Annotated in this window: 19 protein-coding genes; 14 read left to right on the top strand and 5 right to left on the bottom strand. The window is 50.7% G+C overall.

The genetic code is table 11. From position 1 onward, the window contains the following. Positions 1 to 149: 149 nt before the first annotated feature. The gene (locus tag I2D94_RS04715) at positions 150 to 785 is read right to left on the bottom strand and encodes a hypothetical protein (protein WP_072683030.1); all 636 of its coding nucleotides are present in this window, start codon (positions 783 to 785) and stop codon (positions 150 to 152) included. 12 nt (positions 786 to 797) lie between these two features. Next, positions 798 to 2,696, bottom strand: a complete 1,899-nt coding sequence (locus tag I2D94_RS04710) for a BglG family transcription antiterminator (RefSeq protein WP_072683031.1) — start codon at positions 2,694 to 2,696, stop codon at positions 798 to 800. Between the two features lie 181 nt (positions 2,697 to 2,877). On the opposite strand from I2D94_RS04710, the gene I2D94_RS04705 reads away from it, so the two are divergent. From I2D94_RS04705 to I2D94_RS04650, 12 genes are all read left to right on the top strand, one after another. Continuing rightward, positions 2,878 to 3,192 (top strand): PTS sugar transporter subunit IIB, encoded by a 315-nt coding sequence (locus tag I2D94_RS04705; protein WP_072683032.1) that lies wholly within the window; start codon positions 2,878 to 2,880, stop codon positions 3,190 to 3,192. Between the two features lie 24 nt (positions 3,193 to 3,216). Beyond that, complete coding sequence (locus tag I2D94_RS04700; protein WP_083538341.1) at positions 3,217 to 4,572, top strand: PTS sugar transporter subunit IIC; 1,356 nt, start codon at positions 3,217 to 3,219, stop codon at positions 4,570 to 4,572. A 23-nt stretch (positions 4,573 to 4,595) separates the two neighbouring features. After that, positions 4,596 to 4,910, top strand: coding sequence for a PTS lactose/cellobiose transporter subunit IIA (locus tag I2D94_RS04695; RefSeq protein ID WP_006057311.1), 315 nt, complete (start codon positions 4,596 to 4,598; stop codon positions 4,908 to 4,910). A gap of 243 nt (positions 4,911 to 5,153) precedes the next feature. Further along, entirely contained in the window at positions 5,154 to 6,596 is a 1,443-nt protein-coding gene (locus I2D94_RS04690; RefSeq protein ID WP_195395790.1) for a family 1 glycosylhydrolase, read from the top strand. Then, positions 6,580 to 7,197, top strand: a complete 618-nt coding sequence (locus I2D94_RS04685; RefSeq protein ID WP_195395789.1) for a YitT family protein — start codon at positions 6,580 to 6,582, stop codon at positions 7,195 to 7,197. Before I2D94_RS04690 ends, I2D94_RS04685 begins: the two co-directional genes overlap by 17 nt. Next, positions 7,185 to 7,871, top strand: a complete 687-nt coding sequence (locus tag I2D94_RS04680; protein ID WP_195395788.1) for a hypothetical protein — start codon at positions 7,185 to 7,187, stop codon at positions 7,869 to 7,871. Before I2D94_RS04685 ends, I2D94_RS04680 begins: the two co-directional genes overlap by 13 nt. Before the next feature lie 437 nt (positions 7,872 to 8,308). Further along, complete coding sequence (locus tag I2D94_RS04675) at positions 8,309 to 8,647, top strand: PadR family transcriptional regulator (RefSeq protein WP_195395787.1); 339 nt, start codon at positions 8,309 to 8,311, stop codon at positions 8,645 to 8,647. Next, positions 8,644 to 9,318: a permease prefix domain 1-containing protein gene (locus I2D94_RS04670; protein ID WP_195395786.1), complete on the top strand. Its 675-nt coding sequence runs from the start codon at positions 8,644 to 8,646 to the stop codon at positions 9,316 to 9,318. Before I2D94_RS04675 ends, I2D94_RS04670 begins: the two co-directional genes overlap by 4 nt. Before the next feature lie 4 nt (positions 9,319 to 9,322). Next, positions 9,323 to 9,865, top strand: coding sequence for a hypothetical protein (locus I2D94_RS04665; protein ID WP_195395785.1), 543 nt, complete (start codon positions 9,323 to 9,325; stop codon positions 9,863 to 9,865). 42 nt (positions 9,866 to 9,907) lie between these two features. Beyond that, positions 9,908 to 10,174, top strand: a complete 267-nt coding sequence (locus I2D94_RS04660) for a hypothetical protein (protein ID WP_195395784.1) — start codon at positions 9,908 to 9,910, stop codon at positions 10,172 to 10,174. Positions 10,175 to 10,287: 113 nt separating this feature from the next. Then, positions 10,288 to 10,995, top strand: coding sequence for a zinc metallopeptidase (locus tag I2D94_RS04655; protein ID WP_083538343.1), 708 nt, complete (start codon positions 10,288 to 10,290; stop codon positions 10,993 to 10,995). Positions 10,996 to 11,082: 87 nt separating this feature from the next. Next, positions 11,083 to 11,541, top strand: coding sequence for a hypothetical protein (locus tag I2D94_RS04650; RefSeq protein ID WP_195395783.1), 459 nt, complete (start codon positions 11,083 to 11,085; stop codon positions 11,539 to 11,541). Positions 11,542 to 11,583: 42 nt separating this feature from the next. Here the strand turns inward: I2D94_RS04650 and I2D94_RS04645 are convergent, their stop codons facing one another. Next, positions 11,584 to 11,925 (bottom strand): hypothetical protein, encoded by a 342-nt coding sequence (locus I2D94_RS04645; protein ID WP_039863535.1) that lies wholly within the window; start codon positions 11,923 to 11,925, stop codon positions 11,584 to 11,586. A gap of 201 nt (positions 11,926 to 12,126) precedes the next feature. Here I2D94_RS04645 and I2D94_RS04640 point away from each other — a divergent pair, with 201 nt between their 5' ends. Next, entirely contained in the window at positions 12,127 to 12,600 is a 474-nt protein-coding gene (locus I2D94_RS04640) for a ribonuclease domain-containing protein (protein WP_072683042.1), read from the top strand. After that, entirely contained in the window at positions 12,597 to 12,929 is a 333-nt protein-coding gene (locus I2D94_RS04635) for a barstar family protein (RefSeq protein ID WP_229056757.1), read from the top strand. Before I2D94_RS04640 ends, I2D94_RS04635 begins: the two co-directional genes overlap by 4 nt. A gap of 363 nt (positions 12,930 to 13,292) precedes the next feature. Here the strand turns inward: I2D94_RS04635 and I2D94_RS04630 are convergent, their stop codons facing one another. Together I2D94_RS04630 and I2D94_RS04625 are read right to left on the bottom strand one after the other, a co-directional pair. Next, on the bottom strand, positions 13,293 to 14,159 hold the full coding sequence (locus tag I2D94_RS04630) for a PTS system mannose/fructose/sorbose family transporter subunit IID (RefSeq protein ID WP_072683044.1): 867 nt from the start codon (positions 14,157 to 14,159) through the stop codon (positions 13,293 to 13,295). Between the two features lie 2 nt (positions 14,160 to 14,161). Then, the gene (locus I2D94_RS04625; RefSeq protein WP_195395782.1) at positions 14,162 to 14,950 is read right to left on the bottom strand and encodes a PTS sugar transporter subunit IIC; all 789 of its coding nucleotides are present in this window, start codon (positions 14,948 to 14,950) and stop codon (positions 14,162 to 14,164) included.

Genomic DNA, 14,950 nt, shown 5'->3' with positions numbered 1-14,950 from the left:
ATTTCTCATCATTCCGCTTTTGTATATGACAAACAAAGGATGGAAATTCGCAAATAAATTGAAAATGAGCTGAAGAATATCATGACGACACAGGGATATACGCTTTCTGATCGCAGTAAAAAGGTTCAAAGTTTGGATTCATTTATAGATCAGTCTTTCATAAAAATAAGATCTAACAGATGGAAACGCTCGATATCCAAAGAACCCAGCGCCTGATAACAGCTGTTGCAATAGGCGACCACTCGTTTGTCAGGATAGTAACCAGCCTGAGCTTGCAAAAGCTTTTGCTGCTTGGCAAAATCCAGAATTTTAACCTGAGCCTGCAGCGCTTTGAAGTAAGTCGGGGCGCTTTGCAGATTTCGCTCGCTGATCGGATTCATCAAAAGGGTGCCGCAGGTGGGCGGCGCTGTCTCACCCATTTCATGCACGGTATAATTCATTCTCGCCAGCAAGCTGCGAACCTGACGGCGCAGAGGGACATCTGCCCGGGCGCAGTCCTGCAGCGTGATGACCTGTCCGTGCACATCAGGCCAGAGAAACTCACAATCCTGCTCCAACAAGTCATAAAGTGTTATGACTGAACAAGAAGGAAATCGTTCTTTAAGAATCGCTGTGCAGCTGAGACAAACCGTGATCAGGGTATCGCCGGACTGAAACTTCAATCCCTCACTCCGGCAGCAGCCCGTCGTTTCAGCGTTCCAGCGACATTGAAGATAATCCCTTATTTCAGCGGCAGTTTGCGGATGGGCAGCCTGAAACTGACAGCTGGGAAATGCAGTAAACATCAAATCCCTCCTTTAGAACTGACTGAACTTTGCCATGAATTCATCATAATTTCTCGTTTCCAACAATTCAAAAGCCAGATGACTATTTTGAATAATTTTGGAGATTTTATCAAAGAAAATCCGTGTCAATGCCTGATTCTCATTGATACAGACCAAGAAAATAATCTGAACCGGTTTCGCATTCCACGTCACCGGTTTTTTCAGCTTGCAGATGGAGATAAAATTCGGCAGCTGTTCCGGGTTTAACGGATGCGGAATCGCAATTTTATTATTATATTCGGTTGTCCCCATGCGCTCCCGGGCGGCGACGGAATCATAGAAATTCGCAGGCAGCGGCAAACTTTTTCGAATGTGTTCAATTTGTTTCATCAAGGCTTCCTGCCGTGAAGAAGCGCTGATTTCCAGATACAGCTCGGGACGGATCAGTTTGTCCAGATGAAACTTCTCATTCAGATTGTTCAGCAGCAGGCGCAGGATATGCAGATCATTCTCCGAAAGACTTGGCTGGATTTTTAACGTCGGTTTATCGAAACGCAGATTCATTTCCGTGGCATTAAGAATCACGTCGAACTTTTTCAGTTCCTCTGCATCCAGCGATTTCGCATCGAACAGCTTGACCAGATTGATAAAATCCGCCAGCGTTTTGTTTAGCCGGTAAGCGATCAGCTTAAACAAACTGGAAATATCGTTGGAGATCACGGCGATATTCACTTTTACCCGCGCTTCCGGGCCCCGCTCCAGAGCCAGCGCGATGTGCAGCGTGAAGTACATGATTTCTTCCTCGGACACGGCGATGCCATATTTTCTGGGAATAAACGACAGGCCGCAGACCGCCAGCTCGTTGGCGAACGGAAACTCGTCGCGGATCGACGACAGATTCGACTGCGTGACCTGCATGTTATTTTCCAGCCGGTGCAGAAACGGCACGATGTGCGTTAAGAGATTCGCCCGCAGATCCTTATCCTCAAACAAATCGATTTTGGACAGCTTCAAGATATTGCGCAGAAATAAATTATAAAAAACAACGGCGTCCTGCGGCAGATCCTCACCCAGACTTCCATGATCGGCGTTGATTTTCTTTTTCCCGTTGATATGGAAGGCAAAATAACACAGCTCCGCTTCCGGCAGCGACACATGGAAAATTTCCTCGATCGAGCGGTTGATATCAATCGCTGTTTTGTATTCCAGCGACTGCCGCATGGCTTCGCTGACTTCCTGATTGATGATATTGTTGGTTTCCACGCGGTTGATCGCGATCAGAATATGCAGCGACAGCGCGCTGCAGGAATCGGCGGTGATCGAAATGTTCGCGTTCATCAGTGATTCCGCGATGACGTGCTGAATCAGGCTCAGCTGCTTCGATTTGTAACTGGTCTCCTGCGGCAGAAAGTCGATGATTCCGCTGATCGACGCTTCCTTGGACAGACATCGGCGGATATCCTTTTCCTTGCCGGTGATCCGATAGCCGTTGCTGTGACTGTGCTGCAGTGTCAGATGATAGCGTTCCAGCGTCGGCTTCAGCTCCTTAAGATCCTTGCGCAGCGAGGAAGGAGAAATATAAATTTCATCGGCCAGATCGTATAAATTGAGATATTCATTTTCTGTGATCAGCCGGGCAAGCAGATATTTTTTGCGGTTTTCCGGAGAGCCGACGTCATTGACTTCCCCCACGCTTAAAGACTGGACATAATGATTGAATTTATCCGGATCGTAGACGATCAACACCGATCCTGATCCGCGCTTGATTAAAATATCAGCCCCGTTTTCCATCAATTCATCCTTGAGCTGATTGATGTATTTCAACAATGTCTTGACGCTGACGTTCAGCGTAAAAGCCAGCGCCGAGCTGGACAGCGGTTCCGAGGAAGCCATCAGCTTCTGAAGCAGAATCAGCCGGTCTTTTTCGTACATAAAACGCCCCTCTTTTCTTTTTCATTATAAACAATTATAAAATTTGAAATTGCCTTTATCTTCTTTAACACAAAGGTAAATTCTTCAAATAAAGTTTACCTTTTCGATAGGGAACTCCTTTCCTGCACCGTTTTCTTTCCGGTGGTATAAATAAATCAGAAGCCAAGAGGAGGGTAATGCAATGAACATTTTACTGGTCTGCGCCTGCGGTTCCAGCACCAGCGTCGTCTTGCAGAAAATGAAAGAAAACCTGACAAGCGACGAACCGTGGACAATCGAAGCAAAGTCGCTGTCGGAGGCGAAGAAGGTCATGGGGAAATATGACTATGTCCTGCTGGCGCCGCAGATCCGCTATCAGATCAAAACGGTGCAGAGTCTGGCCGAGCCGTATGAGGGCTTAACGGTCATGAACATTGAACCGGCAGACTTCGGCCGCTGCAATGGCAAGGCGATTCTGGATCAGATTCGCCGCTGCGAACAGGCAAAACAAAAATAAAAGGGAAAAGGGGGACTTTATTCCATGGCGAAACAACAGCACGAAAAAAAGAAATTCCTCGACCGGTTTGAAGAATTATGTATGCCGATGGCGACCTTCTTCGGAACCGAACCGCACTTTCTGGCGCTGCGCGACGGCGTCGTCAGCGCGCTGCCGTTTACGTTTGTCGGCGGCATTGCTTTCTTAATCTACAAGTGTCCGTGGCAGGAAGGCTACGCGACCGGCGTCGGTTTCTTTGACGCCTTCATGAACGCCTGGTTCCAGATGTCGACGAACTTCAAGGACATCTGTTATGCGCCGTATGGAGCGACGCTGGGCATCATCTCGATTTTCATCTGTTTCACCGTAGCGTATTCGCTGGCCGAGCATTATAAAAAGAACGCCGTCAATTTCGCGGTGTGCGCAACCTCGATATATCTGTTGATCGCCTCACCGGTTATTTCCGGCGCGATGTCGATTGCCTATTTAGGCTCCGTCGGCATTCTGGTCGCCTGTCTGGTCGCTCTGGGATCGGTGGAAATCATGCGGATTTCGATTGAGAAGGGCTGGACGATTCACATGCCGCCCAGCGTCCCGCAGGTCATTGAGAATACGTTCAGTACGATTTTCCCATATGTCTACGCGTTGATACTCTTCTATGCACTGAGCGTGATTTCCCAGCTGGCTTTCGGCAAGCTGCTGCCGGAGCTGTGGCAGTACATCTTCACGTTAATTACCGTGGCGGTGGAAAACCCGGTCGCCGTCACCGTGCTGACCGCGTTTGAAAACCTGTTGTTCTCGTTCGGCATTCATCCGACGACGGTCGTCGGGCCGCTTCTGGATCCGCTCCAGCTGGTCACGCTGACCGCCAATGCCGAAGCCTTCGCGGCCGGTACCGCGCTGAATGCTCTGCCGCACGTCTATACCCAGTCGTTCTGGGCGTATTATTCCTGCATCGGCGGAGCGGGCTCCACGCTGGCCTTGTGCGCAATGTGCGTCAAGAGTAAGTCGAAACAGCTCAGCGCCGTCGGCAAGGTGGCGATCATTCCATCGCTGTTCAATATCAACGAGCCGGTGATCTTCGGCCTGCCGATCTTCCTGAATCCGATTCTGGTCATTCCGTTCATGTTAGCGCCATCGGCCAATATCCTGCTGGGCTGGCTGTGTACCTCGCTGGGGCTGGTCAATCATTCGTTCCTGTTTTTGACCTCGACAACGCCGACCGTGCTGGGCGCGTTCATCTCGACGCTGGACTGGCGTTCCTGCCTGTTAGTCGTCGTGATGTTTGCGATCGACTGGGTGATCTATTATCCGTTCTTCAAGATCTATGAAAAACGCTGCATCGAGCAGGAAAGCGGGGAAGCCGCTGAATTGGAAGCGTCCGCCAACGCATCCGCATAAGACAAAAGAAACGAGGCAGAAACATGACCGATATCAAAATGACAGCTTTTGAAATTATCTCGTATGCCGGGGACGCAAAAAGCTCTGCTTACGAAGCGCTGGAAGCGGCGAAACAGAACGATCATGCCGGCTATGAAGCGAAGATGGAAGAAGCGGAAAATAAAATTAACGAGGCTCACAAAGCGCAGTACGCGATGCTTCAGGAGGAAGCCGCCGGACAGATGCACGCCGAGTTTTCGATCATCGTCGTGCATGCTCAGGATCATTTGATGACGACAATGGCGACGATCGATCTGATCAAAGAGCTCAGCGAACTGTATTTCCTGCGGCACGCATAAACGACAGACAGCTGCCTGCATTCCAGGCAGCTTCTTTTCCAATCAGACTATTTCAGGTCAGACTATTTCAGACTGAACAAGCAAGCCTCGGAAAGGCCGTCACGAAAGCGGGTAGAAATACACAAAACAAAAGGTGAAAGTAAAATGCAAAATTAAAAACGGAAGTAAAACAATAAAGTGAATTGCGAAAGCAGAATACAGAGTAAAAACGCAGAAGTCAAAAACTTGAAGAAGGAGGAAGCGATGAAACACGGATTTCCAGACGATTTTTTATGGGGCGGCGCGATTGCAGCCAATCAGGCAGAGGGGGCATGGCAGGAAGGCGGCAAAGGGCTGTCCGTACCCGACGTGGACTGGCACAATCCCCATTTAGTCCGCGGCGGCAAGCGCGATGCGGATTCAGAAATGACCAGCACCCGGTTAAATGAATTATTAGCGATCAGGGAGGACTGGCAGTTCCCCAAGCGCAGCGGCATTGATTTTTATCACACCTACAAGGACGATCTGGCGCTGATGAAGCAGCTGGGACTGAAAGCCTTCCGCACCTCGATCAACTGGGCGCGGATCTATCCCAACGGCGACGACGAGCAGCCCAACGAAGAAGGTCTGCAATTCTACGACGACCTGATCGACACGATTGTAGCCAATGGCATGGAGCCGATCATTACGCTGTTTCATTATGAACTGCCGTTAAAGCTGGTGACGGAATACGGCGGGTGGCGCGATAAACGTCTGATCGAATTTTACGCCCGCTTTGCCCGGACTTGTTTTGAGCGTTATCAGGGAAAGGTGAAATATTGGATTTTGATCAATCAGATCAATCTGATTTATGTCGAATCGTTTAATTCCCTGGGTATTCTGTGCGATCAGGTCGACAACCTGGAAGAAGCGAAATACCAGGCGATTCACAATCAGTTTGTCGCCTGTTCGCTGGCGACCAAGCTGGGACGGGAGATCGATCCGGAATTCAAGCTCGGCATGATGATTTCCGATCATAACTGCTATCCGGAAACTGCGTCGCCGGAGGATGTGTTCAGCACCCTGCAGAAGAATCAGATGAGTCAGTTTTTCTATGGCGACGTGCGGATCCGCGGACAGTATCCGGGCTATGCGCTGCGGTATTTTGAGGATCATCAGCTGAACATCGTGATGACGCAGGAGGAACTGGATCTGATTCACAACTATACCGCCGACTATATGGCGTTCAGCTATTATTACTCGCGAATGAATTCAGCGGTTCACAACACGGCCGATCTGAACGATATCTCCCGCAACCCGCTGCTTCCGGCTTCGATTTGGGGCTGGTGCGTTGATCCGCTGGGTCTGCGCAATTCGCTCAACGTGTACTATGACCGCTACCAGCTGCCGCTGATGATTGCGGAAAACGGACTGGGAGCGCTGGATGAGCTGAAAGCAGGAACGGTTGCGGATGATTACCGGATTGATTATCTGCGCGAGCATCTTAAGGCGATCAAGGAAGCGATCCGCGACGGCGTCGAGGTGTTCGCTTACTGCGCATGGGGACCGATCGACATTGTCAGCTGCACGACCAATGAAATGTCCAAACGTTATGGGTTTGTGTATGTCGATCTAAACGACGACGGCACAGGCAGCCGGAAACGGTTTAAGAAAAAGAGCTTTGACTGGTATAAGCGGGTGATTGAAACGAATGGAGCGGATCTCTAGCCTGAGATGGAAGACAGCGGTCCTGGCGGCGCTGGCCGGCGTGGGCATCGGCGTGGGCGTCGGCTTGATCTTAAACGCGAATATCGGTTCGGACACGGTCACGGTTTTTCAGGATGGGCTGCATTGCCAGCTGCATATCAGCTATGGTCAGGCGTCGCGGCTGTATAATCTGGTTTTGATTGCGGCGGCGTTTCTGACCGCACGGAACTACTTCGGGGCCGGTACTGTGATTTCAGCGCTGGTCACTGGCTTCGCGATTGACGGCACAGTGGCGCTGACCGGCGGTCTGATCGCCGGAATCAGTCTGCCCGGACGCCTGCTTGTCTTCCTTATCGGGCAGACAGTATACGCCTTCAGCTTGGCGATGTTGATCCGCTGTCAGTTGGGGATGAACGGATTGGACAGCCTGCTTCATGCGGCCCAGGCCCGCTTGGGCATATCGTATTCGATTCTGCGCTGGGGCGCGGATCTGGCACTGACGGTGCTGGGCTGTCTGGTCGGCGGCATCGCGGGCGTCGGTACGGTGATTTCCATTGTCACGACGGGCCCGCTGATCCATCGGTTTCAAAGAGGAAGGAGGACTGAATCATGCTCAAATTGATTTTGTTGTCGATCCTGGGTGTCGCGGGGCTGGCGCTGCCGCTCACGTTGATTCTCACGGCGAAAGAGAAACCGAAAATCCCCGGCGTCTTGTTGGGAGCCGCATTTTACTTAACCGCCAATCTGTTCTTGAATGTGTTTAAAAATGCCTGGTCGCTGAATCTGGATACGCCCACCTCCACGGTCTTTTATTTGATCACGGCGGTCTTGACCTGGACGCTGACAGCCGCGTTGTTTTTTCGCCGTTTTCGTCCGGCTTCGCTCGGCAGAATCAGTCTGATTTATGGCGGCTATGCGCTGATCAATACGTTTGTCGTGACGATGGCCGGTTATTCTCCGCTGATTCAGTATGGCTTACTGGAGGTCAGCGGTCAGACTGCTCAGCTTCCTGCGGCATCGGCCGCGATATTGAGCGCCGCTTATGCTTCTCTTGGTCCGCTGGAGCTAATTCTGGCATTAATTGAACTGGTGGTGGTTTTCCTGATTCTGGCCCAGCTGTTCCGGCGGTTATTCGCAGACAATTCGGTGAAGCGGCTGGCGGAGTTTGGTCTGGGATTGTTCCTTTTGATGGTGATTCAATATGGAAAATGGGGGATGCTCGTCAGCTTCATCGCCTATGGAATGGAACTGGCGGGACTTCTGGTACTTGGTAAACAAAAGAAGTTGAAACCATGAATGAAACAACATCTGCTTTTCCTTCCGATTTTATCTGAGGCGAAGTCTTTGCGGCAAATCAGAGGGAAGACGACAGGCAAGCTGAGGGCAAGGGCGTTTGTCTGGGGGATATCAATGAATGTATTGTAAATCTGCCGCGGGATCAGAAATGCAATACTGAAATGATGATAATACGGATTCAGGAAGCGCTGGCGCGAAAAAACAGATTTTCCCCCAAAGCTGCGGCACATCTGTTTTTTATCTGGATTGAAATGAGGGGAAGTGGCTGAATCTAATGGTAAGCTGTGTGCTTGAATCATCAGGAACACAGCTTTTATTTTGGCATTGAATCCTCTTGATCACAAAGCAGGAAGTATTGATAGATAATGCCTTGTTATACCTTGATGAACTATGTATAATAAAAGCATAGAAGCTCTAGGCGTGGAAGGAGGTTGTTTATGAATTATGATAAAGGCTTGATCGCCGGCAGTTCCGCTTTGTTGGTATTAAGTTTGTTGAAGGAACAGGAACGCTACGGCTATGAATTGATCAAGACGCTCAAAGACCAGTCGAATGACGCGTTTGATTTTAAGGAAGGCACATTGTATCCGATTCTGCACAAAATGGAAAATGAAGGCTGGATCCGTTCGGTAAGCAAAACGGTGAACGGGCGGACGCGCCGGTACTATGCCATTACGGCTCGGGGCGTCAAGCAGCTGGAAGCTCAGCAGGAACAGTGGGAAAGCTTTTCTTCCGCAGTCAATCAGGTGCTTTCGTTTCAGGGCAGCGGATCATGAATCCGATTGAGACTTATGTCCAAGCCGTAACGGCGCAGGTTCATTTCTTTCTGGACCGCGGCAGAATCGGCGATGAATTGCGCGCTCATCTGCAGGACAGCGTTGAGGATCTGATGCAGGAAGAGGGCTTAACGCTGGAACAGGCGCAGGCAGAAGCGGCAGCGAGAATGGGGGATCCGCAGGCCGTCGGGCGGGAGCTGAACCGAATTCATCATCCGCTTTTAGGATGGCTCTGGCTGATCACGATGTCCTGTGCGGCGATTGCCGGGATTGTCTTCGTTTATTTATTGCTTACTGTAGGATGGAATGAAATTCAATACCTTTTGCCTATGACCCCTGAACATGCCGAAAAGATCGCGGCCGTAAATGAAAAGATTGAATTAGCCGGGCATACCGTGACTTTGGACGCCCTTTGGAAATCTGATGAAGGCGAGTTGATCTTAACGTATCATATCCGCAATAAGCTGTCCTATTCTCGTTCCGGCTGGTCGGTAAACTTCTTCTCTATCCAAAATGGAGACGACAGCCTTCCAGTTTATCCTTATTTTGAAGCGACCTCTTTCTTCGGCTCGAAAGGGATGCTCACTTTTACAGCACCGGCTTCCGATGTAATTGAGCTTTTCTTGATCGACGGACAGCGGGTGTCGTTGGACCTGAAGGAATGGGAGTAAAAGAATGAAAAGGAAAAGAGAGATTGTGGCAGGCATAGCCTTGATTCTGATCACACTTGTATTGTTGGGATGGATTAGCGGTTATTATCTATCACCCCAGGCATGTGTGGAAGATTCGCTGCGGGGACTGTATTTCAGCCCGGCTGAAAAGATCGACGAGGTTCAAATTGGGGATCGTTATTATTATCTGTATGCGAACGATCATCAATATGCGCTGCATGGCGCTCAGAAGACGGCAGGTATCTTTTATATCACGACCGGAGGGAGCACACACAATGATTATGCGGATGCTGACGAAGCATTTCAAATCGACGGACTGAGTGATGGGAAAAATCAGTTGTTTGTCATCCATCGCAGCCAGCCTGAAATCGTGAAGGTGGAAATGGATCCCGGTAAAGGCCGGCCAGTAATTGTTTTTGACCAATGGGAGCATGATTTTTCAATCAAGGTCCAGCAACTGGAAAACTCTGAAGAGGCGACATGGGAGGGAACCTACCGGGCCTATGATGCGCAGGGAAACCTTGTTGAGGAACAGATCTATCCGTGATCCTCTGCAACAAAAGAAATCGAGGGAAACAAGATCAACCTTGTGATGAATCCGGAGGAAGCCTGTGATCTTCAAAGGATGGAAAACGACGGAATTTATATGGCAGTGATCGTGCGCAGGGATCCGCGTGTAGATCGGGTGGAAGCCCAGCTGAATAACGGTTTGACGTGGACTGTGGAACAGGGACATGATGATTTTGCGCTGATCACCTTGGAAATTCCGGAGGCGTCTGTTTCCTGTTGGCCGGGGATCTATCGAGCTTTAGATAAGGATAAGCAAGTTTTAATGGAAAGAACGATTCCTGGTTAGTTTCGTTATAAAATTCCCGGTTTGTCACCGGGATTGACAAAGCCGTGCGGTTGTCTAGTGGAAAGTATCGTAAAATCGTGTAGAATAAACCTGCCTGATAGGGAGGAATGTTTATGTTCTACGCATTTTACGATATTTTTTATTTGCTGGTTCTGGCGGCGATTGGATTTTCCATGTGGGCCAGCGCCCGGGTGAATTCGACGTTCCGCACATATAGCCAGCAGCGCACGCGCAACGGGATGACCGGCTATGACGCGGCACGGGAAGTGCTGGATGCCAACGGTTTGTATGATGTCCGGATCGAGCGGATATCAGGAAATCTGACCGATCATTTCGATCCCCGCACGAATGTCATCCGGTTATCCGATTCAGTTTATGGTTCTGCTTCCACCGCCGCGGTCGGTGTGGCCGCGCATGAAGCTGGACATGCGATCCAGTATGCCCATGGATATGCACCGTTAAGGATTCGCAACGCGATCATTCCGCTGACGAATATCGGTTCCCGGATGTCCACGCCGTTGATTTTGATGGGATTGATTTTCTCCAATATGGGGCGCTCGGCGATCACGATCGCGTATATCGGCGTGGCTTGTTTTGCATTGAGCGTTGTGTTCCAGTTGGTCACACTGCCGACTGAATTTGACGCCAGCCACCGGGCAGTGGCCGCGATTGAAAACTGCGGCTTATTGACAAGCGAGGAAGTAGGCTCAACCAAGAAAGTGCTGTCAGCGGCGGCGATGACGTATGTTGCGGCGCTGGCGGTCGCGATTACACAATTTCTGCGTCTTTTGAATATCGTTCAGCGCAATGACCGGCGCTAAGCGGACGTGCCGGTGAATCCAGAAAAGAAAAGAATCCGGCCGCAGAAACGAAAACTTCAGGCCAAACACAGGGGGCCGGAAACCTTTTTGGACTACCCGATTACCCGGGGCGGAGTTCTGGCCGACGCCTGGCTGATTCCGAGCGAGGAAGCAGAAGCCTGTGTCCGCCGGCGGGAAGCTTGCGCTGCCCAGCTGATGGCCGAAATAAAAACCTTCTGCAGCCGCGACTTTCGGGATTTAGCGCAAACGGAAGACGACGAAGTTGTGTGGGGCGAAGCGGTGTTCGGCGCCGAACGCAGCTGTCCGATCTTTCTGGACCCGCAGATGGTGGAGAACGCGATGGAAGCGGCGAAGAAAAGGAACTGCGGAAATTTATTCTGGAAAGCAGCGGATTGGCGGAGTTCGCAGCCCAGCTCCACTCCAATTCTCAGTTGTAACTGGATCGACTCACTTATCATTTTCCCCAGCTTGGAAACTGAAATAAAAAAGCAGCCTGAGATTTCCTGTTGCAGGAAGTTTCAGGCTGTTTCTCGCCAGGCCAGCTGAGCTTGCTCAGATTAAGGCTTAGGGATGTGGAAAGAATCTTCTTTATTTAACCGTCTGGAATTCTTTTCGTTCAATTTCCTGCGGTGCTTCGATTTCGCGGGCGAGGGTGTGCTCCGTCAATTCGGAAAGCAGCTTAAGCTTCTTGTTGATCAGCGGCCGCATGCAATTCGGTACATGTTCCTGATGGGCGCGGTGAATGGCGACGCATTCCTTGCAGTTGCCATGATAGCGGCAAGCTTTCCGGCAAGGACAATGGTCCTTTTCCTTGTACTCTTCACGGAAAGCGGCGGCGAATTCTTCCTGAAGCGCCAACCCGGCCTGACGATTGCCGTTATGGAATTGCTCCATCGCGGCGAGTTCTTTTGGATTTCCTTCGATGATCATCAACAAATCCCCTCTTTCTTTGTTTGCCTTCCGCGGCAAACAACGCCCCTATTTTAACACTGGAAAAAGGAGGACTTCAAGGGATTCCTTATAAAAAGAGGAGGGAAGGGGAAGCATAACTTATTTTGCCGTGAAACAGAGAAGAATGGACTTTGCGTTCTTCTCTATTTTGTTTTATGATGTTAAAAAAGGAGCGTGTTTATGAAACTGCGATTTAAATTAGGCTTGGCGTTATGGGCGATGCTGAGCTTGTTGGGATGTGCTTCGACGTCGGTGCCGCAGATCCCGCCGGCCACTTCCCAGCCGATGGAAGAAACAATAACGGTTCAGGAGGACGGCTGGTATTCCACGAAGGAGGAAGTCGCGGAGTATCTGGAAACCTATGGACATCTGCCGGAGAATTACATCACGAAAAAAGAAGCTCAGGCGTTGGGCTGGGATAACGCGAAAGGAAATCTGTGGGACGTGGCCGAAGGCAAATCCATCGGCGGCGACCGCTTCGGCAACCGCGAAGGTTTGCTTCCCAACGCTCACGGCCGGACTTGGTATGAATGCGACATTGATTATCAAGGCGGTTATCGGGGAAAGGAACGCCTCGTCTTTTCCGATGATGGTCTGATCTATTATTCGGATGATCATTACGCAAGCTTTGAAGCGGTGAGGGGAAACGAATGAAGCGCGCTTTGATTGACGGACGCGAATGCCGGGATAAACAGACGCTGCATCGGCAGCTTAAAGACCAGCTTGCCTTTCCCGATTATTATGGAAATAATCTCGACGCTCTCTATGATATTTTAAGCACCGCGCAGGAACCTTTTGAAATTGAATTAATAAATAGGGAGGAACTGATCGGAAATTTAGGCGGCTATGCGGACGCGCTGCTTGCGACCTTACAGGACGCCGCCGCAAACAATGCTTTCCTTCATCTATCCGGCGTGACAACGCCGGCAGAGAATGTTGGTAATCAGGCAGAAAGTCAAAATCAAACCGATCATGAATCGTGAAGAGCTTTCCGCTAATTGTGTCAGAGAGTTTGTGTACGACGGTACAGAATACCAGCTGATCAGCTCGATGAGGTCCAGAAGTGCATTAAGGCTGTTCAGGCAAGAAATGCGGATGAATGTGTCAGCACAACCCGATGAGGAAAGCGATTGAGAACGTCGATCAGATTGCGGTTCGCAAACGAATGCGAAACATCAGCGTCGCGCAGCCTTGTTTCCCATCTTAAAACAAAGAGTACAGATTAGGTCAGGGCAGCGCGTCACCGCTGTCCTTTTTCCACAAAAAACTCAGCGCTGTGAGTGAAGCAGCGCTGAGAGTGTTTCCTCATCTGTCCAAAAGAGGATGGATGAATTCAGTTTACGGATTTACGCGTAGAAACCGGTGGCATAACCGATGAAGGTCAGGACACACGCCAGAACGAGGATCAGTCCCATCAATTTCAACGGCGACCATTTCTTCTTCGCATACAAACCATAGACGCCTAATGTCAGGCCCAGCGGCAGGATCTGCGGGAAGATGGAGTTCAGTACGGAATCGGCGTTGAACAGCACCTGGCTTTCCAGGATCGTGTTGGTCGTGGCGTCATAGACGTCTTTGACGATCTGAATCGGCAGCGTGCAGGAAACGAAGGAAGCGGTCAGGGCGCCGACAACGATCAGGCCCAGCACGGTCATCGTGTCCGTCAGTAAATTCAGCCGGCCTGTCGCCATAAATGTCTGCATCCCTTCCAGTCCGGACTTATAGCCCAGCTTGAACAGGAACCAGCTCAGCGCGCAGGTGCCGATCGGATAGACAAGCATGTAGATGACCGGTCCCAGCCAAAGCATATTGGCGGAAGCCTGAGAGATCGACAGGCAGATCGTCAGCAGGATCGGAATGATCGTCGCAACCCACAGCGAATCGCCGATGGCGGATGTCGGGCCGATCAAGGCAACTTTGACGCTGCTGATGAGTTCCGGAGTACACTGACCATTGGCATTGGCCTCTTCCAAACCGCAGACGATACCGTTGCAGATGGAACCGACCTGTGCTTCAGTATTGAACAATGTGATATGACGCTGCAGCGCAGCCGCCCGTTCTTCTTTCGTGTCGTATAATTCTTCAATGACCGGGGCCATTGCCTGACCGAACGCCATGCCCAGCATTGATTCTGCCTGCTGGGAACAGCCGTTCCAGAAAAACCACGTCCGGAAGGATTTCTTTAATGTTTTTTCACTGATTTTCTTAGCCATGATTAAGCTCCTTTCCGATCAGCCAACGAGGAGGCTGCGACATAGTAGAGAACCGCGGTGATGATCGCGACAACCGCGACCGCCATCGTGCTTAAACCGAAATAAGTGACGAGAATGAATCCGGCTAAGAAGATGACGATGTGATATTTCTTCTTTAATAAGAACGATAAGATGATGCCCATTCCCAACGAAGCCATCATGCCGCCGAAAATGCTCAGCGCAGTGGTGACCCAGCCCGGAATCAGCGTTGCGAAATCAGCCTGGCCGGAAGCTGCGGTCATCGACGTCAGAACGAGCACCGCCGGAACAAAACGGCATAAGAAACCGATTGCCTGACCCATGAAGACGTTCGGAACGATCATTTTGCGGGTATCTCCAGCTTCCGCATATTTTGCGGCAACCCGGTTCAGCGGCAGGTTTAAGGCATACGACAAATTCCACATGACCTGGCCGACCAGTCCGCCGATCCCGGCGAAGACCACGGCCAGACCGATCGTTCCGGTCGCGTCCATCCCCTGACCGAAGACGATCGCCGCAGCGACGCCGATGTAGGTGGCATACGATAAGTCCCAGGCAACCGCGCCGCCCGGCGTGACGTTGCCCATATACATGATCTGTAACGGAATTCCGACGACCATGGCGGTCCGAATATCCCCTAAAATGACGCCGACGACCAGCGCCGCGACTAACGGACGGCCTAAAGTGTACCAGCCGATGGTGTTGCCGACGATAGAACCGATGGATCCCAGATACACAAAGATTGCGATCAGGATGATTTGAATGATTGACAT

The sequence above is a fragment of the Holdemania sp. 1001302B_160321_E10 genome (assembly GCF_015552275.1).
GTDB lineage: Bacteria > Bacillota_I > Bacilli_A > Erysipelotrichales > Erysipelotrichaceae > Holdemania.
Note: the sequence above shows the minus strand (reverse complement) of the source record. Positions and strands in the feature narration are given on the sequence as shown.